This is a genomic window from Paenibacillus sp. FSL H7-0350, assembly GCF_038593195.1.
Lineage (GTDB): Bacteria > Bacillota > Bacilli > Paenibacillales > Paenibacillaceae > Paenibacillus_AQ.
In genome coordinates this window covers 316,443-336,404 of sequence record NZ_CP151972.1, presented here as the reverse complement: position 1 = coordinate 336,404, position 19,962 = coordinate 316,443, and the positions used below count along the sequence as shown (strand labels likewise).

The window sequence follows — 19,962 nt, the reverse complement described above, 5'->3', positions numbered from 1 at the left end:
AACACTCTAATGTATAAGAACGATTCCACCCGTATCTCATCTGCGCCAGATGAGCATGATTGGTTAATAGAAGCAGACATCACCAGCATTCAGGAGCAAATGGCACAAGGAAGCCTAACCTCCGAGATGCTGGCAGGCTGGTATTTGGAAAGAATCAACCGGTTAGATGGTCTCCTCCGCTCCGTATTGGAGGTGAATCCAGAGGCTCTTGCGATTGCTGCAAGGCTCGATCAGGAACGAAGGGATCAGGGTAGCAGGGGACCGATGCACGGCATTCCAGTCCTGGTCAAAGATAACATCAGTACAGCAGATCAGCTGCACACCAGTGCAGGAGCCTTGGCGCTTGCAGAGTGCATAGCAGCAGAAGATGCTGAGCTTATCACTCGGCTAAGGACAGCCGGGGCAGTGATACTGGGCAAAGCCAATATGACCGAATGGGCCAACTTCATGTCGCCGGCGATGTGGGCCGGATACAGCTCGCGCGGTGGTCTTGTACTGGGCCCTTACGGCCCGGGGGAGCTGTTCATTGGCGGATCAAGTTCGGGAAGTGCGGCGGCAGTTGCCGCTAACCTTGTCACCGTCGCCGTAGGTACGGAGACCTCCGGCTCCATCATCAGTCCGGCGGCCCATAACTCCCTGGTCGGCCTTAAGCCTACCTGGGGACTGGTCAGCAACCAGGGCATTATACCGGGAATCGGCAGCCAGGACAGCGCCGGTCCAATGGCCAGAACGGTCAAAGACGCTGCACTCCTGCTTAATGTATTGGCCGGGAATGCTGACTCTTCTTCCTCTGTTATACTGGATTATTCGACAGGTCTGGAGCCGGATGCGGTAAGAAACACGCGAATCGGAATTCCGCGATTCTATTATAAAGATCTGGATAGTGAAGCTCTTAAGATGATGGAATCTGCCATATTGGTCCTGAGAGAGCTGGGGGCAGAAATTATTGACCCCGTAGAGCTCCCCTGTCAGGATGCGGAATGGAAGGCTACGATTCTGCAATATGAATTCAAGCCTGGATTGAACCGCTATCTGGGAAGCCTGCCGGAATCCGCTCCTGTGCATTCCCTGCAGGAGCTGATAGATTTCAATCAGCAGCATAGCGAACAGGCACTGAAATACGGCCAGGGAACACTGGAATGGCTGAACACCTCCGGGGATGATATTACAGAGCAGGAATATCTGGAGCAGCTGCATTCTTCCCGTTCACTAGCCGGTAGTCAGGGAATCGATTATGCCCTGGAGCATTACGGTCTGGATGCGCTCCTGTTCCCTGGAGATCACGGATGTGAAGTAGCGGCGAGAGCGGGTTATCCGCTGATTACAGTTCCTGCCGGGTACACCTACTCGGGTATTGTTGCACCAGGCGGCTATCTTACCAAGGGACCGCAGGGTATCACCTTCTGTGCTTCAGCCCATAGTGAAACTATGCTGCTAGGGATTGCTTATAGTTACGAACAAGCCACGAAGCACCGGCGGCCGCCGGTGCTGGAGCCAGGCACCTCGTCAGAATAACCGGGCAAACCGCCCCTCAACCGCGTTACAACTGAAAGAGGCCGTATCCCGAACTCCGGGATACAGCCTCTTTTTATATCATAGCTATACACTCTGTCTATGCTTCCGCCGCATCCGCCAGATGGAGGACCACCGGGCAATGATCGCTGCCAAGAACATTACATTCAATTCCGGCGTCCAGCAGACGCGGGGTTAAGCGCTCTGAAGCGAGAAAATAATCGATCCGCCAGCCCACGTTCTTCTCTCTAACCTTAGGCATGTAGGACCACCAGCTGTAGGCACCCTCCAGCTCAGGATAGAACCATCTGAAGGTATCCACGAAGCCGGCTGCGAGCAGCGTGGTCATTTTGCCGCGTTCTTCGTCGGTGAAGCCTGAATTCCCCCGGTTCGATCTCGCATTCTTCAGGTCAATCTCCTGATGCGCCACATTCAGATCCCCGCACACGACAACCGGTTTATGCTCATCCAGCTTCAGCAAATAGGCACGGAACCGGTCCTCCCACTCCATCCGGTAGTCCAGCCTCGACAGATCGCGCTTGGCATTCGGCGTATACACATTCACTAGATAGAAATCCATGAATTCCAGGGTGATAATCCGCCCCTCATCCTCCGTCTCCTGCTCCAGTCCATATCGTACGGATAGCGGCTTGATTCTTGTAAATACAGCCGTACCCGAATATCCTTTTTTGAGTGCATAGTTCCAGTACCCGGCATATTCCTCCCCATGATCCAGAACAATCTGCCCCTCCTGGAGCTTCGTCTCCTGTACACAGAAGATATCTGCGTCAACCTCCCGGAAATACTCGTTAAACCCTTTATTCACACAAGCTCTCAGACCGTTCACATTCCAGGACACCAGCTTCATCGTTGTCATTTCCCCTTACCAGTCACTAGATTACATCCAGTGTACCATAGATTCGGGGTCTCTATGAACCTGAAGGTATCCTATTGAAATGTGTGAATCTCCCATGGCATACGTTACAGCAATCATAGTTTTGCCGAATATACTATCCTATCACAAGGAAAAGGAGGACAATACAATGGCTATCTTATTACCGCAACAATTCTTCAATCTGCCCGCTTCTGTAGGTAAATCTTACTATGAAAATCTGGCAGGTGGCATCAACGCGGCTGTGACGGTAAACAACAATTCCGGGTTTCCTGTGGATCTCGTTATTTACCGCGTCAACGCTCCAGTGGTCACTTATTTGATCCCTGCATTTAACAGTCTCACTTTATCCGTTCATGCCCTGCTGGTCGCAGGACTTCTGAGCACAGCTGCCGGTGCAGTCTTCGGCACAATTGAAGTGGCAACCTCTGATTTCTAATCTAATGTAAGAGTATCCCCCTCATACTCTCTCATTAACATTCCCTTGTTAAGCATCTCCGGCTGGTAGACGGCCGGGGGTGCTTTTGCACGTTCAATAGAGAAGCAGCTGCTATCAGAGCGTCTCTGATTCAGGCATAGGTCCGATATAAGTAGATTGTGGCCGGAAAATCCGGTTATGGGCTGACTGCTCCAGCAGATGGGCCGTCCAGCCGACAATTCTTCCCGCTGTGAATGTAGGCGTGAAGATCTCCGGCGCCAGCTTCAGCGCCTTCAGTATAGCCGCAGCATAGAACTCAACATTGGTGAACAGGCGGCGGCCCGGCTTGTATTCCTCCAGCAGCGCAACCGCTGTAGCCTCCACATGAAGTGCAAGATCAAAGTAATCGTCCTTGCCGATCATCTTAAGTGTCGCAATCTGCAAGGCTTCCGCCCGCGGGTCCTTGGTCTTGTAGATCCGGTGCCCGAAGCCCATCAGCTTCTCTCCGGCCTCAAGCTTCCCTCTCAGCCAAGGCTCCGCGCGTTCCTTCGTCCCGATCTCCTCCAGCATCGATATCACTTCATACGGCGCACCGCCATGCAGCGGACCCTTCATGGCCCCGATTGATCCGGCTACAGCCGCACATAGATCCGATTCCGTGGACAGCACCACCCGCCCGGCGAAGGTCGAGGCATTCATGCCATGCTCCATACAGAGAATCATATAGGCGCTGAGCGCCTTCACATGAGCCTCTTCAGGCAGCTTGCCTGTAAGCAGATACAGATAATTCGCGGCATGGCCAAGCTCAGGAAGCGATTTCAGCGGCGGCAAGCCCTGAAGGCTGCGGTACCTGTAAGCAATGATCGCCGGAAGCATAGCCGTCAGCCGCACAGCCTGCTTCAGTGTGGGCGGCCAAGTAGCGTTCTCCTCATCCCCAAGTGCAGCCACTGCACTTTGTAATACCAGCATCAGTGGTACAGAAGCCGGATACAGATCAAGCATCTTGCAGAGATATTCAGGAATCGCCCTCTCCACTGCCATTTGCGCCTTGAGCTGCGCCAGCTCCTCCGCATCAGGCAGGTGTCCGTTCCAGAGCAAATAAGCGACTTCTTCATAGCTTTTGCCCACCGCAAGCTCCTTCGCCCAATATCCGCGGTACACCAGATACCCTTTCTCCCCATCTACCAATCCAATTGCTGTCTCTCCGGCAACTACGCCTTCTAATCCCGTTACTTTAGCCATTATATCTTTACCCCTTTTCCGATCCCCGCAGGAAGAAATTCATCATATTAGGAGTATAAACTGCAAAATCTATATTGCATATTTATAGTTTTTTATGAATCCATAAGAAAATTCTATCACCTACCTCACTTAAGCTCCATGAGCTGCTTCAGTTTGGCTTCTGTACCCGATTCACCCGCTGGCGTGTAGATGCTGCAGCGCAGATCCGCTGCACCTTGCACTTGGAGGGAGGTAAGATGGAACAGCATTTTTCCGGCTTTGGCATGCCGGAATTCGAGAACAACATCCGGTGCGGAGCTGACCCGGCTCTCTTCCCATAAATGATAGAATTCCGGATGCCGTTCCTTCATCTCCGCGATGAATTCATCGTACCAGCGGTCCTCCAGGTATTGCCCGTAATAGGCTCGGAAAATCGATAAGTAACCCCGGACGAACTGCTCCCAATTCACCGCCAGCCGCCTGAACTCCTTGCGCTCGAACAGCAGTGAGATCATATTGCGCTGCTGCGGAGCCAGCTTGGCGAAATCAAGAAACACATGCGCCGCTGCCTCATTCCAGCCGACAATGCCGCAGTGCCGGTCCGAGATGATGGTCGGGCAGGTCTTCAGCTCCTGCAATATCTTCTGCAGGGACGGATGAATCACCGAAGGCTCTTCTTGGGTATAGTCTGCTACTCCCGGTCCGTTCTCCAGCGCCAGAGCGAACAAGTAACTCCGCTCATCCTTCGTCAGCTGAAGTGCTGCGGCAATACAATCAAGAACGGATGGAGATACCTTAATATCACGCCCCTGCTCCAGCCAGGTATACCAGGTGCTGCTTACTCCGGAGAGCTGCGCCACTTCCTCGCGCCGGAGCCCGGGCGTCCGCCTCCTGGTGCCCTCCGGGAGCCCCGCTGATGCCGGGGTAATGGCCGCGCGTCTTGCTTTCAGGAATTCCGATAATGCTTGAAGCCTGTTCTGATTGGACATCATGCTTCCTCCTGTCATACAGTTCGTCTGCCTGTTAGTGTAGTAGTAATTATACTAGTATAAACTACAACTTGTAATAGGATAAGCAACATGAAAAAATATGCTTATTCAGAATAACAGGAGGAATAGCAGATGGAACGTGTCGTAATTACAGGAATGGGTGTCATCTCCCCGCTTGGCAATACTGTGGAGCAGTTTTGGAGCCGCCTTACGGCAGGAGAATCGGGGATTACGCCGATTGATTCTTTTGATACCACCCATTTCAAAACCAAGATTGCCGGCTCGGTGCAGGCCTTCGACCCGGATGCCAGATTCGGCCGCAAGGAAGCCCGGCGGATGGACCGGTTCAGCCAGTTCGCGCTTGCCGCTGCAGAGGAGGCCTGGGCGCACTCCGGTCTCCGGCTGGAGGAGCTGGACAGGGAACGGCTGGGCGTCTATGTAGGCTCCGGCGTAGGCGGTATCCAGACGTTAATGGACCAGGGCGAGCTGCTGCGATCCAGGGGACCGGAGCGGGTAAGCCCTACCCTGATCCCGATGCTGATCTCCAACATGGCGGCAGCGATGATCAGCATCAAGCTCGGGGCACAGGGGCCGACACTCTCGCCGGTGACCGCCTGTTCCATCGGGAATACGGCTATTGGCGAAGCCTTCCGCCTGATCCGTTACGGCGGGGCCGATGTGATCATCGCCGGAGGTGCGGAAGCGGCGGTGACCGAGATTGCCCTGGCCAGCTTCGGCAATGCGACCGCCTTGTCTACCCGGAACGGGGACCCGCAGGGGGCCAGCCGGCCTTTTGACCGGAACAGGGACGGGTTTGTCATCGCGGAGGGCGGGGCTATTGTCATCCTGGAGTCCCTCTCCCATGCCCTGCGCAGAGATGCCGTCATCTATGGCGAGGTCACCGGATATGGCGCCAGCTCGGATGCTTATCATATGGTAGCTACTCATCCTGAGGGGATAGGAGCCTACCAGGCAATGAAGCTGGCACTCAGCGAGGCTGGCATCAGTCCCGGGGAGGTAGATGTCATTAGCGCACACGCGACCAGCACGATGGTCGGAGACCTTTCGGAGACCCTGGCGATTAAGAAGCTATTCGGCGAGCAGGCCTACCGGATTCCGGTCACGGCGAACAAATCGATGACCGGTCATGCCCTTGGCGCAGCCGGTGGTCTGGAAGCCATTGCCCTGCTGCTTAGCCTGCAGGAAGGGCTGATCCCGCCAACAATTAATCTGGAGCAGCCGGACGAATCCTGCGATCTGGATTATGTCCCTAACGTAGCCCGTCAAGCGGACCTGAAGATAGGGATTTCCAATTCCTTTGGCTTCGGCGGCCACAATGCTGTAATCGTTCTGCGCAAGTATGAAGCGTAATCGCAGCTAATGCCTATGAACAGCAAACAGCGGATCGCCCATTCTAAAGGGAGACCCGCTGTTTGTAATGGTTAAGTGTATGATGTCGGCTATGACTTGAATGCCCGCAGGATCAGGTTACTTTTTCTCCGGTGACACATGGCTTCCCCAGACTGCAACGCCTTCCGCTGAAAGTACCGTGAAGGTCATTACCTCGCTTGAGGCCGCTTCATTCCATTCCCGCAGGAACACCCCGCTATACTCTACACCCTCTATGGTCAGCTTCGCCATATGATCATTGCTCAAGGCCCATGTACCTGTTACTGCCCCGCTTATCGTGCCGTCTGTGTTCAGCTCCACCAACTGCGACTCCGCCAGCTCAGCCGTAATCTCCTTGCCGTGGTTCACCAGCTTGTAGGCACCCGTTACCTCCTTGGCCGTGTAATTGCCTATCTTCTCGCCGCCGTAACGGTGGGGTGCGACAACTGGCCAGCCTGCTTCATTCATGAACATCTGGTGAACCCGAACCTCATGCTGCTCCCCGAGACCCGGGAACCGCGTGTGGAAGATCAGATAATACTGCCCGCTCTTCTCATCATAGTACGCCGAATTATGTCCCGGGGAGACATAGCCTGTACCTGATCCGGCGGCTTCTTCAGCTGTATTCACAAATTCATGATTCCCCATCAGCTTCACGCCGTAAGGTGCGTAGGCCGGATCATCGAACAATACCCCAGGCGTCCCTTGTGCGTCCAGCATAGCCTTGCCTTCCGAGTCCTCGAACGGGCCAGCCGGATGCTTGGAACGGGCGACACGGATATTATAACCGCCATTCGCATCAAGCCCGCCGTAGGAGAGGAACAGGTAGTAATAGCCGGTCTCCGGGCTGTATAGCATATACGGCCCTTCAATCCGCGCATGATTCCCTCCTAGCAGCTTCTTGCCGTAGCCCTGGCCCTCCAGCGGGAAGCCCGTAGCCGGGTCAAGCTCCAAGATGAAGATACCACCGGAGTAGGAGCCGTAGACCATCCACAGCTTGCCTTCCTTATCCCAAAACACATCAGGGTCCACCACATTCGGCTTCTCCGTGGAATCGTAGACCTCTCCATCATCCCCGATGCCGGACATTCCCGACTTCAGAATAATGCCTTTATTCTTGTAAGGACCTTCTATCTCATCGGCTACAGCAATGCCAAGCGCGGACAGCGGAGAATCCCCCTTACAGGCATCGTAATACATGTAGAACTTGCCGTCGGCCAATTGAATGACATCCGGTGCCCACAGCGTATCCGACTGGGCCCAGCTAAGCGTCTCGCTAAGCTCCTCCGTTACATTCGGTATCAGTACGTTATCATCCGTCACGCCGGAAGAAATCTGCGTCCACGACATCAGGTCCTTGGATTTGGCCGAGGCCAGATGCGAACCGAACACGTAATACGTATCCTCCACCTTAATCACAGAGGGATCGTGTACAGATACATTCCCGAACTCCGGCGGCCCTTCCGGATTCCCTCCACTGCATGCCGACAGCAGAGATAAGGATATCAATGCCGTTAAGGATCTTTTTCTCATCTCATCATTACCTCCCTATGTATACCCTTACATTTTGCTGCCCAAATAAGATTTAGTCAATACTTTTATTTATATTAGTTAGTTTTGATTTAGGTTTATATGAAATATAATCTCCCATAACCACAAAAAAACGCCAGGCCCATGAAGGCCTGACGCTAATCTAATCATTTAAACTTAGTAATCGCTGCTATTGCCGACAAGTACTGGCTCTGGATAAGCATTGCTCAACACTCGACGCTGCTTCTTCACGACATCCGGCGGCTCTACCGCTGGTGCCATCGGATGCATCAGCCAGGACTTCACAAGGTGGGAGTCCGATACCTTGTACATTGGCGGTTCCTTCTCCATGTCGATTGCCATTGCATACGTGCTGCGCAGGGCAAAGGCATCTCCCTTAGGAGGCTTAATCAGGTCGGGAGGTGTGCCCGGGATAGCTGTAAGCATCGAGCCTTTGCTCTCCAGACTTGGCATGGAAGCCAGCAGGCCCCATGTGTACGGATGTCTTGGATCGTAGAAGATCTCTTCTGCGGTACCCATTTCAACGATCTGACCGGCATACATAACAGCTACACGATCAGCCATTCTCGCCACAACCCCAAGGTCATGGGTGATGAAAATGATCGCTGTATCAATCTTCTTCTGCAGGTCCTTCATCAGATCAAGGATCTGTGCCTGAATAGTTACGTCAAGCGCGGTTGTCGGTTCATCGGCAATCAGGAGCTTAGGGTTAGCAGCCAGTGCCATAGCAATTACAACACGTTGGCGCATCCCGCCGCTGAATTCATGCGGATACTGCTGGAAACGGCGTTCCGGTGACGGAATCCCTACCAGATTAAGCAATTCAACACCACGTTTGTAGGCAGCATCCTTCGTGATCTTCTCGTGCTTGAACAGCACTTCCGTAATCTGCCGGCCAACCTTCATCATCGGGTTGAGTGAAGTCATCGGATCCTGGAAGATCATTCCGATTTCTTTGCCGCGGATTTTTTGCATCTGCTTCTCATTCTTGCCGATCAGATCTTGTCCATCGAACAGAATCTGTCCACGCTTATATTCGCCCGCAGGCTGAGGAACCAGCTTCATGACGGCTTGCGAGGTTACGCTCTTACCGGAACCGGATTCGCCAACAATCGCCAGTGTCTCCCCTTTATTTACATGAAAGCTGACACCACGGATTGCTTGAACTTCTCCTCCGCGTGTTCTGAATGATATAGCCAGGTCTTTTACCTCTAAAAGGCGCTCCATCCTGTCACCCTCTCTGTTTCTTTTCAAGTTATGATAGTGATTCCAAAAAACACGCAATACTATTATTTTATCTATCTTTAGGGGCTTACGTCAAGATTTTTCTGAAAACGTCACCGTCAACAATCATCATTCCTGGCTCTGCTTATGCCTTGTCCTCTTCTTCATCAACCCCCATACAAGCGGCGGTGTTAGAATCAACATGAGCAGCAGTGACCACCCCATGTCAGCTTCACTAACAACACCATCATGCAGCAGGCGGTAAAAAGCATACAAAGAATACGGAAATGCTATAAGCACCGCTGTCACTACACCCGGGGTGTACAGCTTCAGAACAATAGTTTGTGCCAAATGTGTGAAGACATGCAGCAGAAACACAGCGAGGACTGCTAAGTAGGGCCAGTAGAACTCTAAAAATACCGCAACGAAGGTTACCCCTACTATGAGAATATACACGAAGAGCACATCCATAGCAAAATTCCTGGTGGTTACGCCCATCATTGGCGCAATACGCTTTCGCAAAGCGGGGGAAACTGATGAGGTAACAGACTGTCCGCGCTTCTTTCCCCATGCCTCAACTGTAAGAATTTCTTCAAAATCATGAAACATAAAGCAGACAGGCAGCAGCCATAGCAAGCTTGTTAGGTCAATATGTAATTGAAGAAAGCTCATCATCCTTACATCCCTCCCTTTGCCAAAGAAAGTCGTCATCTGGTATGTTTATTTCAGCAATCCCTGCAACCACCAAACACCGATGAAAGCGAGGTAACTACTCAAATGATCATAAAACCGAGAACCCGCGGGTTCATCTGCACGACTGCCCACCCGGCAGGCTGTGCACAGCAGGTACAGGAGCAAGTGACCTATGTAAAGAACCAAGGAAGGTTTGCCGGTCCCCGCAATGTGCTCGTTATCGGCGCTTCAACCGGTTATGGGCTTGCCGCACGAATTGCAGCAGCCTTCGGTGCAGGAGCAGCCACTGTAGGTGTCTATAGGCCGAGTACAGCCAGCGAGACCCGGACTGCTTCCGCAGGCTGGTATAATTCCGCAGCGTTTGAGGAAATGGCCCACACAGCGGGCCTGCGCTCTTATAGCGTGTGCGGGGACGCTTTTACCGCTGAGACGAAAGAACGGACCATCGAGTTGATCCACAGCGAGCTTGGACAGGTTGACCTGGTCATCTACAGTTTAGCCTCGGCGCGCAGAACAGACCCGCAGACCGGAGAAGTTCATCAATCTGTGCTGAAGCCCATCGTCAACCCTTATACCAATACAACGGTCAATTTCCATACCGGAGAACTAAGTACCGTACAGATTGAACCAGCTATCGAAGCTGAAATCGATGATACAGTTCATGTGATGGGCGGGGAGGACTGGCAGCTATGGATTGAAGCGCTCCGGGAGTCCGGCGTTCTGGCAGCAGATGCGGTTACCCTCGCCTTCTCCTATGTAGGTCCAGAGATAACACAGGCTATCTACCGCGACGGCACGATTGGCCGGGCTAAAGATCATCTGGAAGCCACAGCCTTGCAGCTGAATGCAGAATTATCACGAACGGGCGGCCGCGCTTATGTAGCAGTCAGCAAGGGTCTGGTGACCCAGTCCAGCTCGGCGCTTCCTGTAGTTCCGCTATACATCTCAGTCCTCTACAAGGTCATGAAAGAACAGGGAGTGCACGAAGGCTGCATTGAGCAAGCCTACCGGCTGTATACCGGTTTCCTGTACAACCCGGAAGGGACTCCGTTAGACACACAAGGGCGTATCCGGATAGATGACCATGAGATGAGCCATGCCGTGCAGACAGAAGTGGACCGGATATGGCCCATGCTACGCACGGAGAATGTCTACGAATATTCCGATCTGGCCGGTTACAGACGCGAGTTCTTCCAGTTGTTCGGCTTCGAATCCGGCGGCGTTGACTATGAAGCTGATATCAATCCGGTAGTTACCATCCGCAACAGTTACTGAGGATGAACAGGCCTTAAGGCCGGATCTCAGAAAGAGAACCGGCCTTATGAGTATGCTATAGTACCAAAGCTGTGAACCGTGTCCAGGATTCCGCAAGATTATCGTGCACCCAGTTAATATGATTCTCATCCTTATACTGGCGTGAGTAACATTCGATCACTAGGATCAGATCCAGATACAGGTCATATAGCTGCTTGCGCAGAATTTCATTCCGGCTGGCAAAAGCCGACCCATACCCTTCATAGAACGCTGCCGAGCTCTCGAAATGCCGGAAATAATACTCCAGCAGCACATCGCCCCACATCGCCCGCTCCCAGTCAATAATCGATACGATTACCCCATCCTGTACAAAAAGGTTGCCGCCCCACAGATCCCAGTGTACCAGCCGCGGCTGCGTCACTTCATCCAGGGCTGGCAGATACAGCTCCACCACCGGCTCTATTTCCTGCTGACCAGCCGGTAGCCGTGCCTCCAGTCTGACCGCATCCTGAAGCACATTCAGCAGCATAGACTTGAAGGTCTCCCTCCAGGTGAGTCCGCTCCCGTCAGGCTCTTTGCCGAACAGCCCGAAGGCTGGCCCTTCAATCGCATTGATTCTCCGCTGGTACCGGCCCAGCTCGAATTCAATGGAATACCGTTGTTCCTCGGTGAGACTCTCCTTCACCTCGTTATACGGCTGTCCTTCAATCTTCTCCATGAAAAAATAAGGACACGGAACCAGCTGCAGACTGTCGTCATAGCTGTACACTTCCGGCACAGGCACACCGCCAGCAGCACGTACCAGCCGGAGAGCCTCCACCTCAGCACGCATGATATCCTTCTCGTAGCTAAGAGTCTCTGTCTCCGGGTCCGGAGCTACCTTAAGAATGACCGAGCGGCCATCGCTTAACTCCAGATCATAGGCCGTATTAAAGAATCCACCGGTCAGCTCCCTGCTGCTAACGATCTGTACATCTGTGCCAAAGGCTGCAGCAGTCAATAGACTCAGCTGCCAGTCGTTCAATTGGACTTTAGTGAAGCTCTCCACCGGTTAGACCCACCACATCTCAGACAGCGGCTCTTCGATCAGCACCTGCTTGAGATTGTCAACCGCTTTGGAGAAGCCCTCTTCAATCGACATCAAGCCGTCTTCATGCTCGATACTGACTACAAAGTCGTAGCCTACCAGACGCAGTGCGCTCATCATATCTGCCCAGACCTTGACATCGTGTCCGTAACCTACGGATCGGAACTGCCAGGCGCGGTCCAGCATGTTCGCATAAGACTGCATGTCCGTCAGGCCATACTTGTTGACGTTCACCGGATCAATAACGGTATCCTTCGCATGGAAGTGATGGATAGCGCCTTCACGGCCGAGAATATGAATGGCCTGTACCGGATCAATTCCCTGCCACCACATATGACTCGGGTCAAGGTTCGCCCCAATGGCATCCCCGGCAGCTTTTCTTAATCTCAGCAGAGTGGCCGGAGTGTGTACCGAGAAGCCTCCGTGCAGCTCAAGACCAATCTTCACATCATGTGCAGTAGCGAAGGCCGCCTGCTCTGTCCAATAAGGAATGACCTTGTTCTCCCACTGCCAGGCCAGAATCTCCTGGTAATCATTCGGCCATGGGGCAACCGGCCAGTTCGGATATTTCGCGCCTTCATGATCGCCCGGACAGCCGGAGAAGGTATTCACAACCTTGACGCCCAGCTTTTGTGCAAGCTTCACGGTGTCTACAAACACCTCATGATCCTTGTCTGCCAGCTCCTTCTGCGGGTGCAGCGGGTTGCCGTGGCAGCTTAGCGCGCTGATGATCAAGCCGCGGGATTCAATTTGCTGCTTGAATTCCTGAAGGGCCGCTTCATTCTCCAGCAGCTCCTTGGGATTGCAATGGCTGTTCCCGGGATACCCTCCGGTACCGATCTCAACAGCCTTAAGTCCTTTGGAGACCACATAATCCAGTGCATCCTCCAGCTTACGGCCGCCGAACAACACCATAAATACTCCAAGTTTCATTTGCAGATTCCACCTCTCCTAGGGTCGTATTGGAGCCTGCTTAAGCTCCGTAGATATCGAAATTCTTAACAGTCTCATTACGCTCTGCAGCTTCGAAGATCGCCTCAATTAGTCTTAGCACACGAAGCACCTCGGCATTCTTGACAACCGGCTCCGCCGTGCCTTCGATGACAGCGGCCAGATTATCATAGAAGCTGGAGGGCATCTCTAATGCCGCAGGCAGATCTTCAAGGACTGTTGAACCTTCTGAAGGCGGGGCCATTGTCTTGGTCAAGCCTACACCTGCGCGGATCGGTGTCGGTTCAATCTTTTCCGATTCGTGGTTGGGGGCTACAATTCTGCCTCTCAGTGACCAGTCTTCAATAATAGCGGTTCCCCCGGTGCCCTTCACATACCATCTTGGCATCGTGATGAAGTTGGTTGTCCCTACCTCCACGATGGCTCTGATGCCATTCTCGAACTGCAGCACTGCATCGAAGCCGTCATCCACGTTATTGCCGAGGACAAAGCTCAGACTGCTGCTGACACTGCTCACCTTGCTGTCAATCATGAACAACAGCTGATCCAGCAGATGCACGCCCCAGTCCAGCAGCATCCCGCCGCCTTGCTCCTTCACATGGCGCCAGTCGCCGGGAATTCCGTTGGCACCGTGCACCCGGGATTCAATCTGAAAGAGTGATCCAATCGTCCCCTGCTCATACATCTCCCTGATCACGCGGAAGTCCTCATCCCAGCGTCTGTTCTGGTGCACCATCAGCACCCGTCCGGCCGCCTCCGCAGCAGCCTGCATCTCGATGAATTCAGCCGAGGACATGGCCACCGGCTTCTCACAGACTACATGCTTGCCTGCCTGAAAAGCCTGAAGGGCGATGTCCTTGTGGACATCATTCGGTGTAGCGATCAGAACGATGTCCACAGCCGGATCTGCCAGCACTTCTTCATAGCTGGAATACGCGGTGTAGCCTGCTTCCTCAGCCAAGGCGCGCCGGTTGTCCAGCAGATCGAAGGCGCCGGTCACCACCACCCGGTCACTCTCTTTGATTAATTGGGTATGGTAGCTTCCCATTCCGCCGTAACCAATGATGGCTACAGTATGTTTGATTGAACTCATGGATTCCACTCCTGTTTCTCTGATAGTCGCTTAACCCGGAGATGCTCTTAGTTGTCAGAACTTCCGTCGAAATATACGGCGCGTCCGGTACGTGCTGATTCATACACTGCTTCAAGAATCTGGGTAACTACGAAGGCCTGCTCCGGCAGAACCACCGGGTCCTTATCTTCTCTTACGGCTTCCAGCCACAGACGGGCTTCACGGTCTGCTTCATTCTCCGCAGCTCCGCTGTAGAAGGCGACACCGCCGGAGGACAGGTCCACCTTGGTCTCATACAGGCGGCCGGCACGTTCGCCGTTCAGACGCAGCCCGTCCTTCATATCTGCTCCGCCTTCCGTTCCGGCAAGCATGGTCTTCGCTTCACCGAATTCAGATACGTTCAGCGCCCAGCTGGATTCAAGTACAATTGTAGCACCGTTCTCCATTGTAATGAAGCCGAAGGCGGAATCTTCAACCTTGAATTGCTCAGGGTCCCAAGGACCGAAGGCATTCGCGGCATTCTTCTTCTGGCCCAGCTTATGGAAAGTAGAGCCTACGACCATACGCGGTTTGTAGTTATTCATCAGCCAGAGTGTCAGATCCAGCGCATGGGTACCGATATCGATCAGCGGTCCTCCGCCCTGCTTCTCTTCATCCAGGAACACACCCCAGGTTGGAACCGCGCGGCGGCGAAGCGCAATAGCCTTACCGTAATAGATATCGCCAAGCTCCCCTTCTTCACACAGCCCCTTCAGATATTCACTGTCTGCGCGGAAACGGTTCTGATAGGCGATGGACAATTTCTTGCCTGTACGCTTGGCGGCATCCAGCATTTCCTTGGCCTGTGCAGTAGTCTTGGCCATCGGCTTCTCACACAGCACGTGATTGCCGGCTTCCAGTGCAGCAACCGTAATCTCGGAGTGGCTGTCATTCGGCGTGCAGACATGCACGATATCGAATCCGCCTGTTGCCAGCAGCTCCCGGAAATCGGTAAATACAGCAGCGCCTTCGCAGCCGTAGGTCTTGGCAGCCTCCTGGGCACGTTCTTCCACGATATCACAGAATGCCACCATTTCGGCATCCTCCTGACGGGCAAGGCTTGGCATATGTTTGCCGTTTGCGATACCACCGCAACCGATAATAGCAATTTTGAGTTTGTTAGACATGAATACTTCCTCCTTGATTCTCATATGTTTTGATCCAGTTCAAGCTGTCAGCCACACTACCAAGCGGCGAGCGGCTGCAGAAGTCCTGCTCTACCACTGCCCATTCCACACCAGCCGCAGCTGCTGCTTCAATGATCGCAGCCAGATCCACTTCACCTTCGCCGAGTACTACGGTCTCCGGTGAGCCGTCTTCTTTCTTCTTCAGATCCTTGAGGTGGATGATCGGCAGGCGTCCTGCGTACTTACGGATATATTCTGCCGGATCATATCCGCCGTAATACACCCAGCATGTATCCATCTCCACTTGAAGCTGCTCAGCAGGCACCGCTTCGAACAGATAATCAAAGGCTGGCTGGCCGTCAACCTTCTCCGTGAATTCAAAATCATGATTATGATAAGACAGAACAGCACCGGCAGCCTGGCACTTCTCGCCGATGGTCCGCAGACCTGCCGCTACCTCCGGCCAGTTCCGTTGTTCTTCTGACAGATAAGGCACGATCAGATTACGGTTGCCGATCTCCAGATTGAAAGTGATCTCCTGCTCTGTATCATTCAGCATCGCTTCGTACGGGCGGTGCGCTCCGACAGCAACAAGCCCTGTCTCTTCAAGCAGCGCCTTCACCTGCCCGGCCGTACGGCCGAAATAGTGGAAGAACTCCACACCGCTGTAGCCCAGCTCGGCTACCTTACGTATAGTCCCCTCGAAATCCTGTTCCAGTTCTTCTCTTAGTGTGTACAGCTGTAGTCCAACCTTAAGCATTATTATTTCCACTCCTTATGTGATCCGGAGATATCCTGTTCTTGCTGCCGCCACACTTCCGGTTGCCTTCCCTGAAATGCATCACCTGAACAAACGGGCTGTAAACATTGGAGAACGTCACGTTCCCATGGTTTCATCCACTGCTTCCAGAGTTTGTAAATGTAGCAATTAGCGCCGCAATACGGCCTTCTCCACATCATTTTTATGTTTTTCGCTTAGGTACATGGTAATATGAAAGCGTATATAATAAAATGAATAATATGATTAAAACATGAACAATCTGCTTATCATTTATTAGACTTAGGAGGGACTCATGACCACATATGCCGCTTGCCACATTCTATCCGCCGGATTCTCCTTCCACCGCAAACCGTTTCATATGTCACGCAGCGAGGGCGTACAGTATTATCTGCTGCGGCTCCAGACCGAAGGCCGCAGCCGCACCAGGGAGAACGGAGCCATTACGACCGTTGAGAGCGGCGATCTCATGCTGTTCGCACCGGATGACCCCTACTATCTGAGTATCGACAAGGAAGTCTATCCCGTCGGCAAGCCGAGGATCGAGAGCGGCGACTATCATATCTTTTGCAGTGGCCCATGGATTGAAGAATGGTGGGGACGCAAGCAGCGTCCGGCAGTGCTCCGTCTGCCGATGAGCGATCATATTCTCGGCCTCTTCCGCCAGCTTGTGCTGGAGCAGCGCCGCTTGTCGGACTCCTCACCGGACATCTCCTCTTGTTATCTGCAGATTCTATGTATGGAGATTGACCGGCTGATGATTGATCAGCCCGCGGTCTCACCGAAGGCTTATCTGGCTTACCGGATGAAGCAGTACGTTGAAGAGCATGCCTCTTACGCCTTCCGGCTGGAGGATGTGGCTGCACATGTAGATATCTCGGTCTCCCGGGCAGTTCATCTATTCAAGGAAGCTTTCGGCACCACGATTGTCAAATATGTAAATGATGTACGGCTGGATATGGCCCGGGAAAAGATTACGTTCAGCCCCATGCCGCTGGAGCATGTCTCCGAGACCTGCGGATTTGCGAACTATACCTATTTCCACCGGATTTTCCGCAGCCGGTTCGGCATGTCGCCCAAGGAGTACCGTATTCATAGCAGGGCACAGGTTTAAGCATTAAGCAGTTATGCCCAGGCATGCAAAAGGAGCGCCATCATGGAAGATCCGCTCCTTGTGTTTGACCTTATTAAGTTGCTCCCGTTTGCCGGGGGTTACTCTGACATGCTGGGAGATGGCCCCGTAATCCTGGTTGAGTCTGCGGTTTCTTTCTGCAACCCATGTGCCTGAGCGCTCTGCCTTAAGCAGCGCCTTCTGCGTTCTTGTCCGTGCCATAAGCGGTAACACTCCTTGTCAGTCATATATTCAGTGCGTTTGCACTGTCTTTTCCATTCTATCACATTAATCTGGTCCTTGCGCAGCTTGCAGTTAGACTACCTGGTACAGTATCCTTGAAGAGCAAGATACATACCTGTGATCATAACAAATAACCGCAAGAAGAGGAGGAGTACTATATGAAATATGATGTGCTGTATGACGGCGCCTTCGCCATGCTGAAGGTCTTGCTGGAGCCGGGCGAGAGCGTCAAGGCGGAGATGGGGGCGATGGTCGCCATGTCACCGAACGTGGAGCTGCGGGGCACCGTGGACGGCGGAATTATGCGCGGCCTGGGCCGTATGCTGAGCGGGGAGAAATTCTTCTTCCAGGAGCTGACCGCCACGCGCGGACAGAGTGAGGTGCTGCTCTCACCCGGTTCCATCGGGGATGTGCAGGCCATTGAGCTGGACGGGTCGTACAAGCTGATTGTTCAGAAAGACGGCTTCCTGGCGGGAACCCAAGGCATTCAGGTCAATACCAAGATGCAGAATCTGACCCGCGGCCTGTTCTCCGGCGAAGGCTTCTTCATTCTCGAAATCAGCGGCAGGGGCACCGTCTTCCTCTCCTCCTTCGGAGCGATTCACGCTATTAACCTCGGACCGGGCGAAGAGATGATCATCGATAACGGACACCTTGTAGCTTGGCCGGACTATATGAATTACAAGGTGGAAAAAGCAGCCTCCGGCTGGCTGAACAGCTTAACCAGCGGCGAGGCCCTGGTCTGCCGGTTCCGCGGCGAAGGGGTGATCCTGGTTCAGACCCGCAATCCCGGCAGCTTCGGAACCTGGATCAAATCCTTCGTGCCGAACCGCTCCTAGCAGCGGCATTTCGCAGATTACGCATACACAAGTGGAAACGGCTATGCCGTCCTTTTAGGGACGGCATAGCCGTTTCAGCGAGAAATAGAAGGATAAGTTATCGTGTGAAACATATAACTTCTTATATTTGCAAGAAGGCGCAGGCTGAACTTCAGCCCTGCGCCTTCTCTGTGCTGCAGATGTGCTTATGAGACGGCGCGGCAGTCCTTGTCGCCCTTGCAGCCGTTCTTTTGACAGCTATTATAGGTGCCTTTGAAATCGAGACGGTGATCGGTCACACTGAAGCCATATTCACGGGCTACCCGCGCCTCCAGCTCCAACAGCCAATCATCCTTGATCTCTTCCAGCTTACCGCATACATTGCAGATCAGGTGATGATGCATATGCACATGATCATCGTCGCGCAGATCATAACGGGCGACGCCGTCGCCGAAATTCATTTTTTGCACAATATGAAGTTCACACAGCAGCTCCAAGGTACGGTAGACCGTCGCCAGGCCCAAATGCGGGTAACTGCGCTTGACCAGCATATATACCTCTTCCACGCTTAGATGATCCTTCTCATTATCCAGCAGCACTCTCACTATCGCCTCACGCTGTGGTGTAAGCTTATAATTATGAGCCGCAAACTGCTGGCTGATATTTGCCACTCGGTTCACCCGGGTTCCCACCTTTCCGGAAGCAGAACAATTCCCGCAGAATAATTAGTAATCGTTACGATATAAGCATAACAAACTTGCCTGTCAAAGAAAAGTCCTGACACCAGTATAACATCACTTGCCCGCAATAGCCCCCTCTGCCGCTCCGCACACAGATAATATTTCTGCCGAAACCAGGTCCGCCCATTCCGAAGTGCGCGCTATCCCCATACTCTGTATCAAGATCACATGAAACTTATAGGATAATTAATCTTGTGCAACGTATAAATTATTATATTTAAAAAGTGAGGATGATCCGGATGGCGAAAGTACAACCTAAGCAGACGCAGCGGCTTGTAACAGCCCGTGTACTGCGCAGCGTAGCTGCGGCCATGCTGCCGTTCTACCGGAAAATTGCCGGAAACCGCAGTTATGCCAGGCAATGGACAACCGCGGTTGTCACTGCCGACCTGGACTTGATGGGCAGCTTGCTCCACAGTATCCCCGCGCTTGCGGACACGGAGAATTACGGAACGAACGGGATCGGATATTTTATCTCTTTCCCTTTTCCGCTGCCGGTTGCCTTCTATACCAATGGAACGACGATTCCGCCTGGAACCGTTCAGTTCACCTTCAATACAGACGCTCACCGCTGCATAGCGCGTTCCATCATCCCGCTGTACCGCGAGCTTGCGGTTAACCTGAGCTTCGCTGAAGCTATGGCTGCCGCCATCCGGCGTAAGGATAACCGGGCGGTAAGGGCGATGGTCCGCAGTCTGGTGAGAACAACGTCACTGAAATCTGTAACGATTGAAGAAAGCGGAATCGCGCTGCTGTTCAAGACCAGATTCAGCCGGTACCCCTACCGCAATCTGCTGTTTCAGGAAATGATGTAGAGCGCTGCAACCTTTTCTAATCTTATACCGTCAAGGGA

The 19,962-nt window shown here is 53.1% G+C and carries 20 protein-coding genes; 7 read left to right on the top strand and 13 right to left on the bottom strand.

Annotated features, from left to right (window positions below; genetic code table 11):
- Window positions 1–9 precede the first annotated feature (9 nt).
- The gene (locus NYE24_RS01685; RefSeq protein ID WP_342477878.1) at window positions 10–1,515 is read left to right on the top strand and encodes an amidase family protein; all 1,506 of its coding nucleotides are present in this window, start codon (window positions 10–12) and stop codon (window positions 1,513–1,515) included.
- A gap of 97 nt (window positions 1,516–1,612) precedes the next feature.
- Here the strand turns inward: NYE24_RS01685 and NYE24_RS01680 are convergent, their stop codons facing one another.
- Window positions 1,613–2,380 carry an exodeoxyribonuclease III gene (locus NYE24_RS01680; protein ID WP_036694359.1) on the bottom strand — a complete coding sequence of 256 codons (768 nt, stop codon included), beginning with the start codon at window positions 2,378–2,380 and terminating at the stop codon, window positions 1,613–1,615.
- 175 nt (window positions 2,381–2,555) lie between these two features.
- Here NYE24_RS01680 and NYE24_RS01675 point away from each other — a divergent pair, with 175 nt between their 5' ends.
- Window positions 2,556–2,843 carry a hypothetical protein gene (locus tag NYE24_RS01675; RefSeq protein WP_036694360.1) on the top strand — a complete coding sequence of 96 codons (288 nt, stop codon included), beginning with the start codon at window positions 2,556–2,558 and terminating at the stop codon, window positions 2,841–2,843.
- Window positions 2,844–2,957: 114 nt separating this feature from the next.
- On the opposite strand, the gene NYE24_RS01670 is transcribed toward NYE24_RS01675, so the two are convergent.
- Both NYE24_RS01670 and NYE24_RS01665 read right to left on the bottom strand, forming a co-directional pair.
- Window positions 2,958–4,064: a citrate synthase/methylcitrate synthase gene (locus NYE24_RS01670; protein WP_342477877.1), complete on the bottom strand. Its 1,107-nt coding sequence runs from the start codon at window positions 4,062–4,064 to the stop codon at window positions 2,958–2,960.
- A 125-nt stretch (window positions 4,065–4,189) separates the two neighbouring features.
- Window positions 4,190–5,032 carry a helix-turn-helix transcriptional regulator gene (locus tag NYE24_RS01665; RefSeq protein WP_036694362.1) on the bottom strand — a complete coding sequence of 281 codons (843 nt, stop codon included), beginning with the start codon at window positions 5,030–5,032 and terminating at the stop codon, window positions 4,190–4,192.
- A gap of 132 nt (window positions 5,033–5,164) precedes the next feature.
- Here NYE24_RS01665 and fabF point away from each other — a divergent pair, with 132 nt between their 5' ends.
- Window positions 5,165–6,403: a beta-ketoacyl-ACP synthase II gene (gene fabF / locus NYE24_RS01660; protein ID WP_342477876.1), complete on the top strand. Its 1,239-nt coding sequence runs from the start codon at window positions 5,165–5,167 to the stop codon at window positions 6,401–6,403.
- A 117-nt stretch (window positions 6,404–6,520) separates the two neighbouring features.
- Here the strand turns inward: fabF and NYE24_RS01655 are convergent, their stop codons facing one another.
- The 3 genes from NYE24_RS01655 to NYE24_RS01645 all read right to left on the bottom strand — a co-directional run bounded on the left by NYE24_RS01655 (window position 6,521) and on the right by NYE24_RS01645 (window position 9,871).
- Complete coding sequence (locus tag NYE24_RS01655; protein ID WP_341024823.1) at window positions 6,521–7,954, bottom strand: glycoside hydrolase family 43 protein; 1,434 nt, start codon at window positions 7,952–7,954, stop codon at window positions 6,521–6,523.
- Window positions 7,955–8,128: 174 nt separating this feature from the next.
- A complete protein-coding gene (locus tag NYE24_RS01650; RefSeq protein ID WP_036694365.1) occupies window positions 8,129–9,199 on the bottom strand; it encodes an ABC transporter ATP-binding protein in 1,071 nt (356 codons plus the stop codon).
- 126 nt (window positions 9,200–9,325) lie between these two features.
- Window positions 9,326–9,871 carry an HXXEE domain-containing protein gene (locus NYE24_RS01645; protein ID WP_036694366.1) on the bottom strand — a complete coding sequence of 182 codons (546 nt, stop codon included), beginning with the start codon at window positions 9,869–9,871 and terminating at the stop codon, window positions 9,326–9,328.
- 102 nt (window positions 9,872–9,973) lie between these two features.
- Here NYE24_RS01645 and fabV point away from each other — a divergent pair, with 102 nt between their 5' ends.
- Window positions 9,974–11,164, top strand: a complete 1,191-nt coding sequence (gene fabV, locus NYE24_RS01640; RefSeq protein WP_342477875.1) for an enoyl-ACP reductase FabV — start codon at window positions 9,974–9,976, stop codon at window positions 11,162–11,164.
- A gap of 55 nt (window positions 11,165–11,219) precedes the next feature.
- Here fabV and NYE24_RS01635 read toward each other — a convergent pair whose 3' ends face one another.
- Genes NYE24_RS01635 through NYE24_RS01615 form a run of 5 tightly spaced genes read right to left on the bottom strand, consistent with a single transcriptional unit; the run spans window position 11,220 to window position 16,179 of the window.
- Window positions 11,220–12,167 carry an aminoglycoside phosphotransferase family protein gene (locus tag NYE24_RS01635; RefSeq protein ID WP_342477874.1) on the bottom strand — a complete coding sequence of 316 codons (948 nt, stop codon included), beginning with the start codon at window positions 12,165–12,167 and terminating at the stop codon, window positions 11,220–11,222.
- 27 nt (window positions 12,168–12,194) lie between these two features.
- A complete protein-coding gene (locus tag NYE24_RS01630) occupies window positions 12,195–13,163 on the bottom strand; it encodes a sugar phosphate isomerase/epimerase (RefSeq protein WP_036694368.1) in 969 nt (322 codons plus the stop codon).
- 40 nt (window positions 13,164–13,203) lie between these two features.
- Window positions 13,204–14,274, bottom strand: a complete 1,071-nt coding sequence (locus NYE24_RS01625; protein WP_342477873.1) for a Gfo/Idh/MocA family oxidoreductase — start codon at window positions 14,272–14,274, stop codon at window positions 13,204–13,206.
- Window positions 14,275–14,321: 47 nt separating this feature from the next.
- On the bottom strand, window positions 14,322–15,419 hold the full coding sequence (locus tag NYE24_RS01620; protein ID WP_036694372.1) for a Gfo/Idh/MocA family oxidoreductase: 1,098 nt from the start codon (window positions 15,417–15,419) through the stop codon (window positions 14,322–14,324).
- Complete coding sequence (locus NYE24_RS01615; protein ID WP_036694374.1) at window positions 15,412–16,179, bottom strand: sugar phosphate isomerase/epimerase; 768 nt, start codon at window positions 16,177–16,179, stop codon at window positions 15,412–15,414. The genes NYE24_RS01620 and NYE24_RS01615 overlap by 8 nt, the downstream gene beginning before the upstream one ends.
- A 313-nt stretch (window positions 16,180–16,492) precedes the next feature.
- Here NYE24_RS01615 and NYE24_RS01610 point away from each other — a divergent pair, with 313 nt between their 5' ends.
- Window positions 16,493–17,311, top strand: a complete 819-nt coding sequence (locus NYE24_RS01610) for a helix-turn-helix domain-containing protein (RefSeq protein WP_342477872.1) — start codon at window positions 16,493–16,495, stop codon at window positions 17,309–17,311.
- Between the two features lie 3 nt (window positions 17,312–17,314).
- Here NYE24_RS01610 and NYE24_RS01605 read toward each other — a convergent pair whose 3' ends face one another.
- Window positions 17,315–17,530, bottom strand: coding sequence for a hypothetical protein (locus tag NYE24_RS01605; RefSeq protein WP_209985754.1), 216 nt, complete (start codon window positions 17,528–17,530; stop codon window positions 17,315–17,317).
- A 179-nt stretch (window positions 17,531–17,709) separates the two neighbouring features.
- Between NYE24_RS01605 and NYE24_RS01600 the strand changes: the two genes are divergently transcribed.
- On the top strand, window positions 17,710–18,390 hold the full coding sequence (locus NYE24_RS01600; RefSeq protein WP_036694379.1) for a TIGR00266 family protein: 681 nt from the start codon (window positions 17,710–17,712) through the stop codon (window positions 18,388–18,390).
- A 185-nt stretch (window positions 18,391–18,575) separates the two neighbouring features.
- Here NYE24_RS01600 and NYE24_RS01595 read toward each other — a convergent pair whose 3' ends face one another.
- Window positions 18,576–19,049 (bottom strand): transcriptional repressor, encoded by a 474-nt coding sequence (locus NYE24_RS01595; RefSeq protein WP_341024818.1) that lies wholly within the window; start codon window positions 19,047–19,049, stop codon window positions 18,576–18,578.
- Window positions 19,050–19,348: 299 nt separating this feature from the next.
- On the opposite strand from NYE24_RS01595, the gene NYE24_RS01590 reads away from it, so the two are divergent.
- Window positions 19,349–19,924 carry a hypothetical protein gene (locus NYE24_RS01590; RefSeq protein WP_342477871.1) on the top strand — a complete coding sequence of 192 codons (576 nt, stop codon included), beginning with the start codon at window positions 19,349–19,351 and terminating at the stop codon, window positions 19,922–19,924.
- Window positions 19,925–19,962 lie beyond the last annotated feature (38 nt).

Coding starts and splice junctions, on each gene's coding strand:
- NYE24_RS01685 (WP_342477878.1), top strand. CDS start 10: ATGTATAAGAACGATTCCACCCGTATCTCATCTGCGCCAGATGAGCAT.
- NYE24_RS01680 (WP_036694359.1), bottom strand. CDS start 2,380: ATGAAGCTGGTGTCCTGGAATGTGAACGGTCTGAGAGCTTGTGTGAAT.
- NYE24_RS01675 (WP_036694360.1), top strand. CDS start 2,556: ATGGCTATCTTATTACCGCAACAATTCTTCAATCTGCCCGCTTCTGTA.
- NYE24_RS01670 (WP_342477877.1), bottom strand. CDS start 4,064: ATGGCTAAAGTAACGGGATTAGAAGGCGTAGTTGCCGGAGAGACAGCA.
- NYE24_RS01665 (WP_036694362.1), bottom strand. CDS start 5,032: ATGTCCAATCAGAACAGGCTTCAAGCATTATCGGAATTCCTGAAAGCA.
- fabF (WP_342477876.1), top strand. CDS start 5,165: ATGGAACGTGTCGTAATTACAGGAATGGGTGTCATCTCCCCGCTTGGC.
- NYE24_RS01655 (WP_341024823.1), bottom strand. CDS start 7,954: ATGAGAAAAAGATCCTTAACGGCATTGATATCCTTATCTCTGCTGTCG.
- NYE24_RS01650 (WP_036694365.1), bottom strand. CDS start 9,199: ATGGAGCGCCTTTTAGAGGTAAAAGACCTGGCTATATCATTCAGAACA.
- NYE24_RS01645 (WP_036694366.1), bottom strand. CDS start 9,871: ATGATGAGCTTTCTTCAATTACATATTGACCTAACAAGCTTGCTATGG.
- fabV (WP_342477875.1), top strand. CDS start 9,974: ATGATCATAAAACCGAGAACCCGCGGGTTCATCTGCACGACTGCCCAC.
- NYE24_RS01630 (WP_036694368.1), bottom strand. CDS start 13,163: ATGAAACTTGGAGTATTTATGGTGTTGTTCGGCGGCCGTAAGCTGGAG.
- NYE24_RS01625 (WP_342477873.1), bottom strand. CDS start 14,274: ATGAGTTCAATCAAACATACTGTAGCCATCATTGGTTACGGCGGAATG.
- NYE24_RS01620 (WP_036694372.1), bottom strand. CDS start 15,419: ATGTCTAACAAACTCAAAATTGCTATTATCGGTTGCGGTGGTATCGCA.
- NYE24_RS01615 (WP_036694374.1), bottom strand. CDS start 16,179: ATGCTTAAGGTTGGACTACAGCTGTACACACTAAGAGAAGAACTGGAA.
- NYE24_RS01610 (WP_342477872.1), top strand. CDS start 16,493: ATGACCACATATGCCGCTTGCCACATTCTATCCGCCGGATTCTCCTTC.
- NYE24_RS01605 (WP_209985754.1), bottom strand. CDS start 17,530: ATGGCACGGACAAGAACGCAGAAGGCGCTGCTTAAGGCAGAGCGCTCA.
- NYE24_RS01600 (WP_036694379.1), top strand. CDS start 17,710: ATGAAATATGATGTGCTGTATGACGGCGCCTTCGCCATGCTGAAGGTC.
- NYE24_RS01590 (WP_342477871.1), top strand. CDS start 19,349: ATGGCGAAAGTACAACCTAAGCAGACGCAGCGGCTTGTAACAGCCCGT.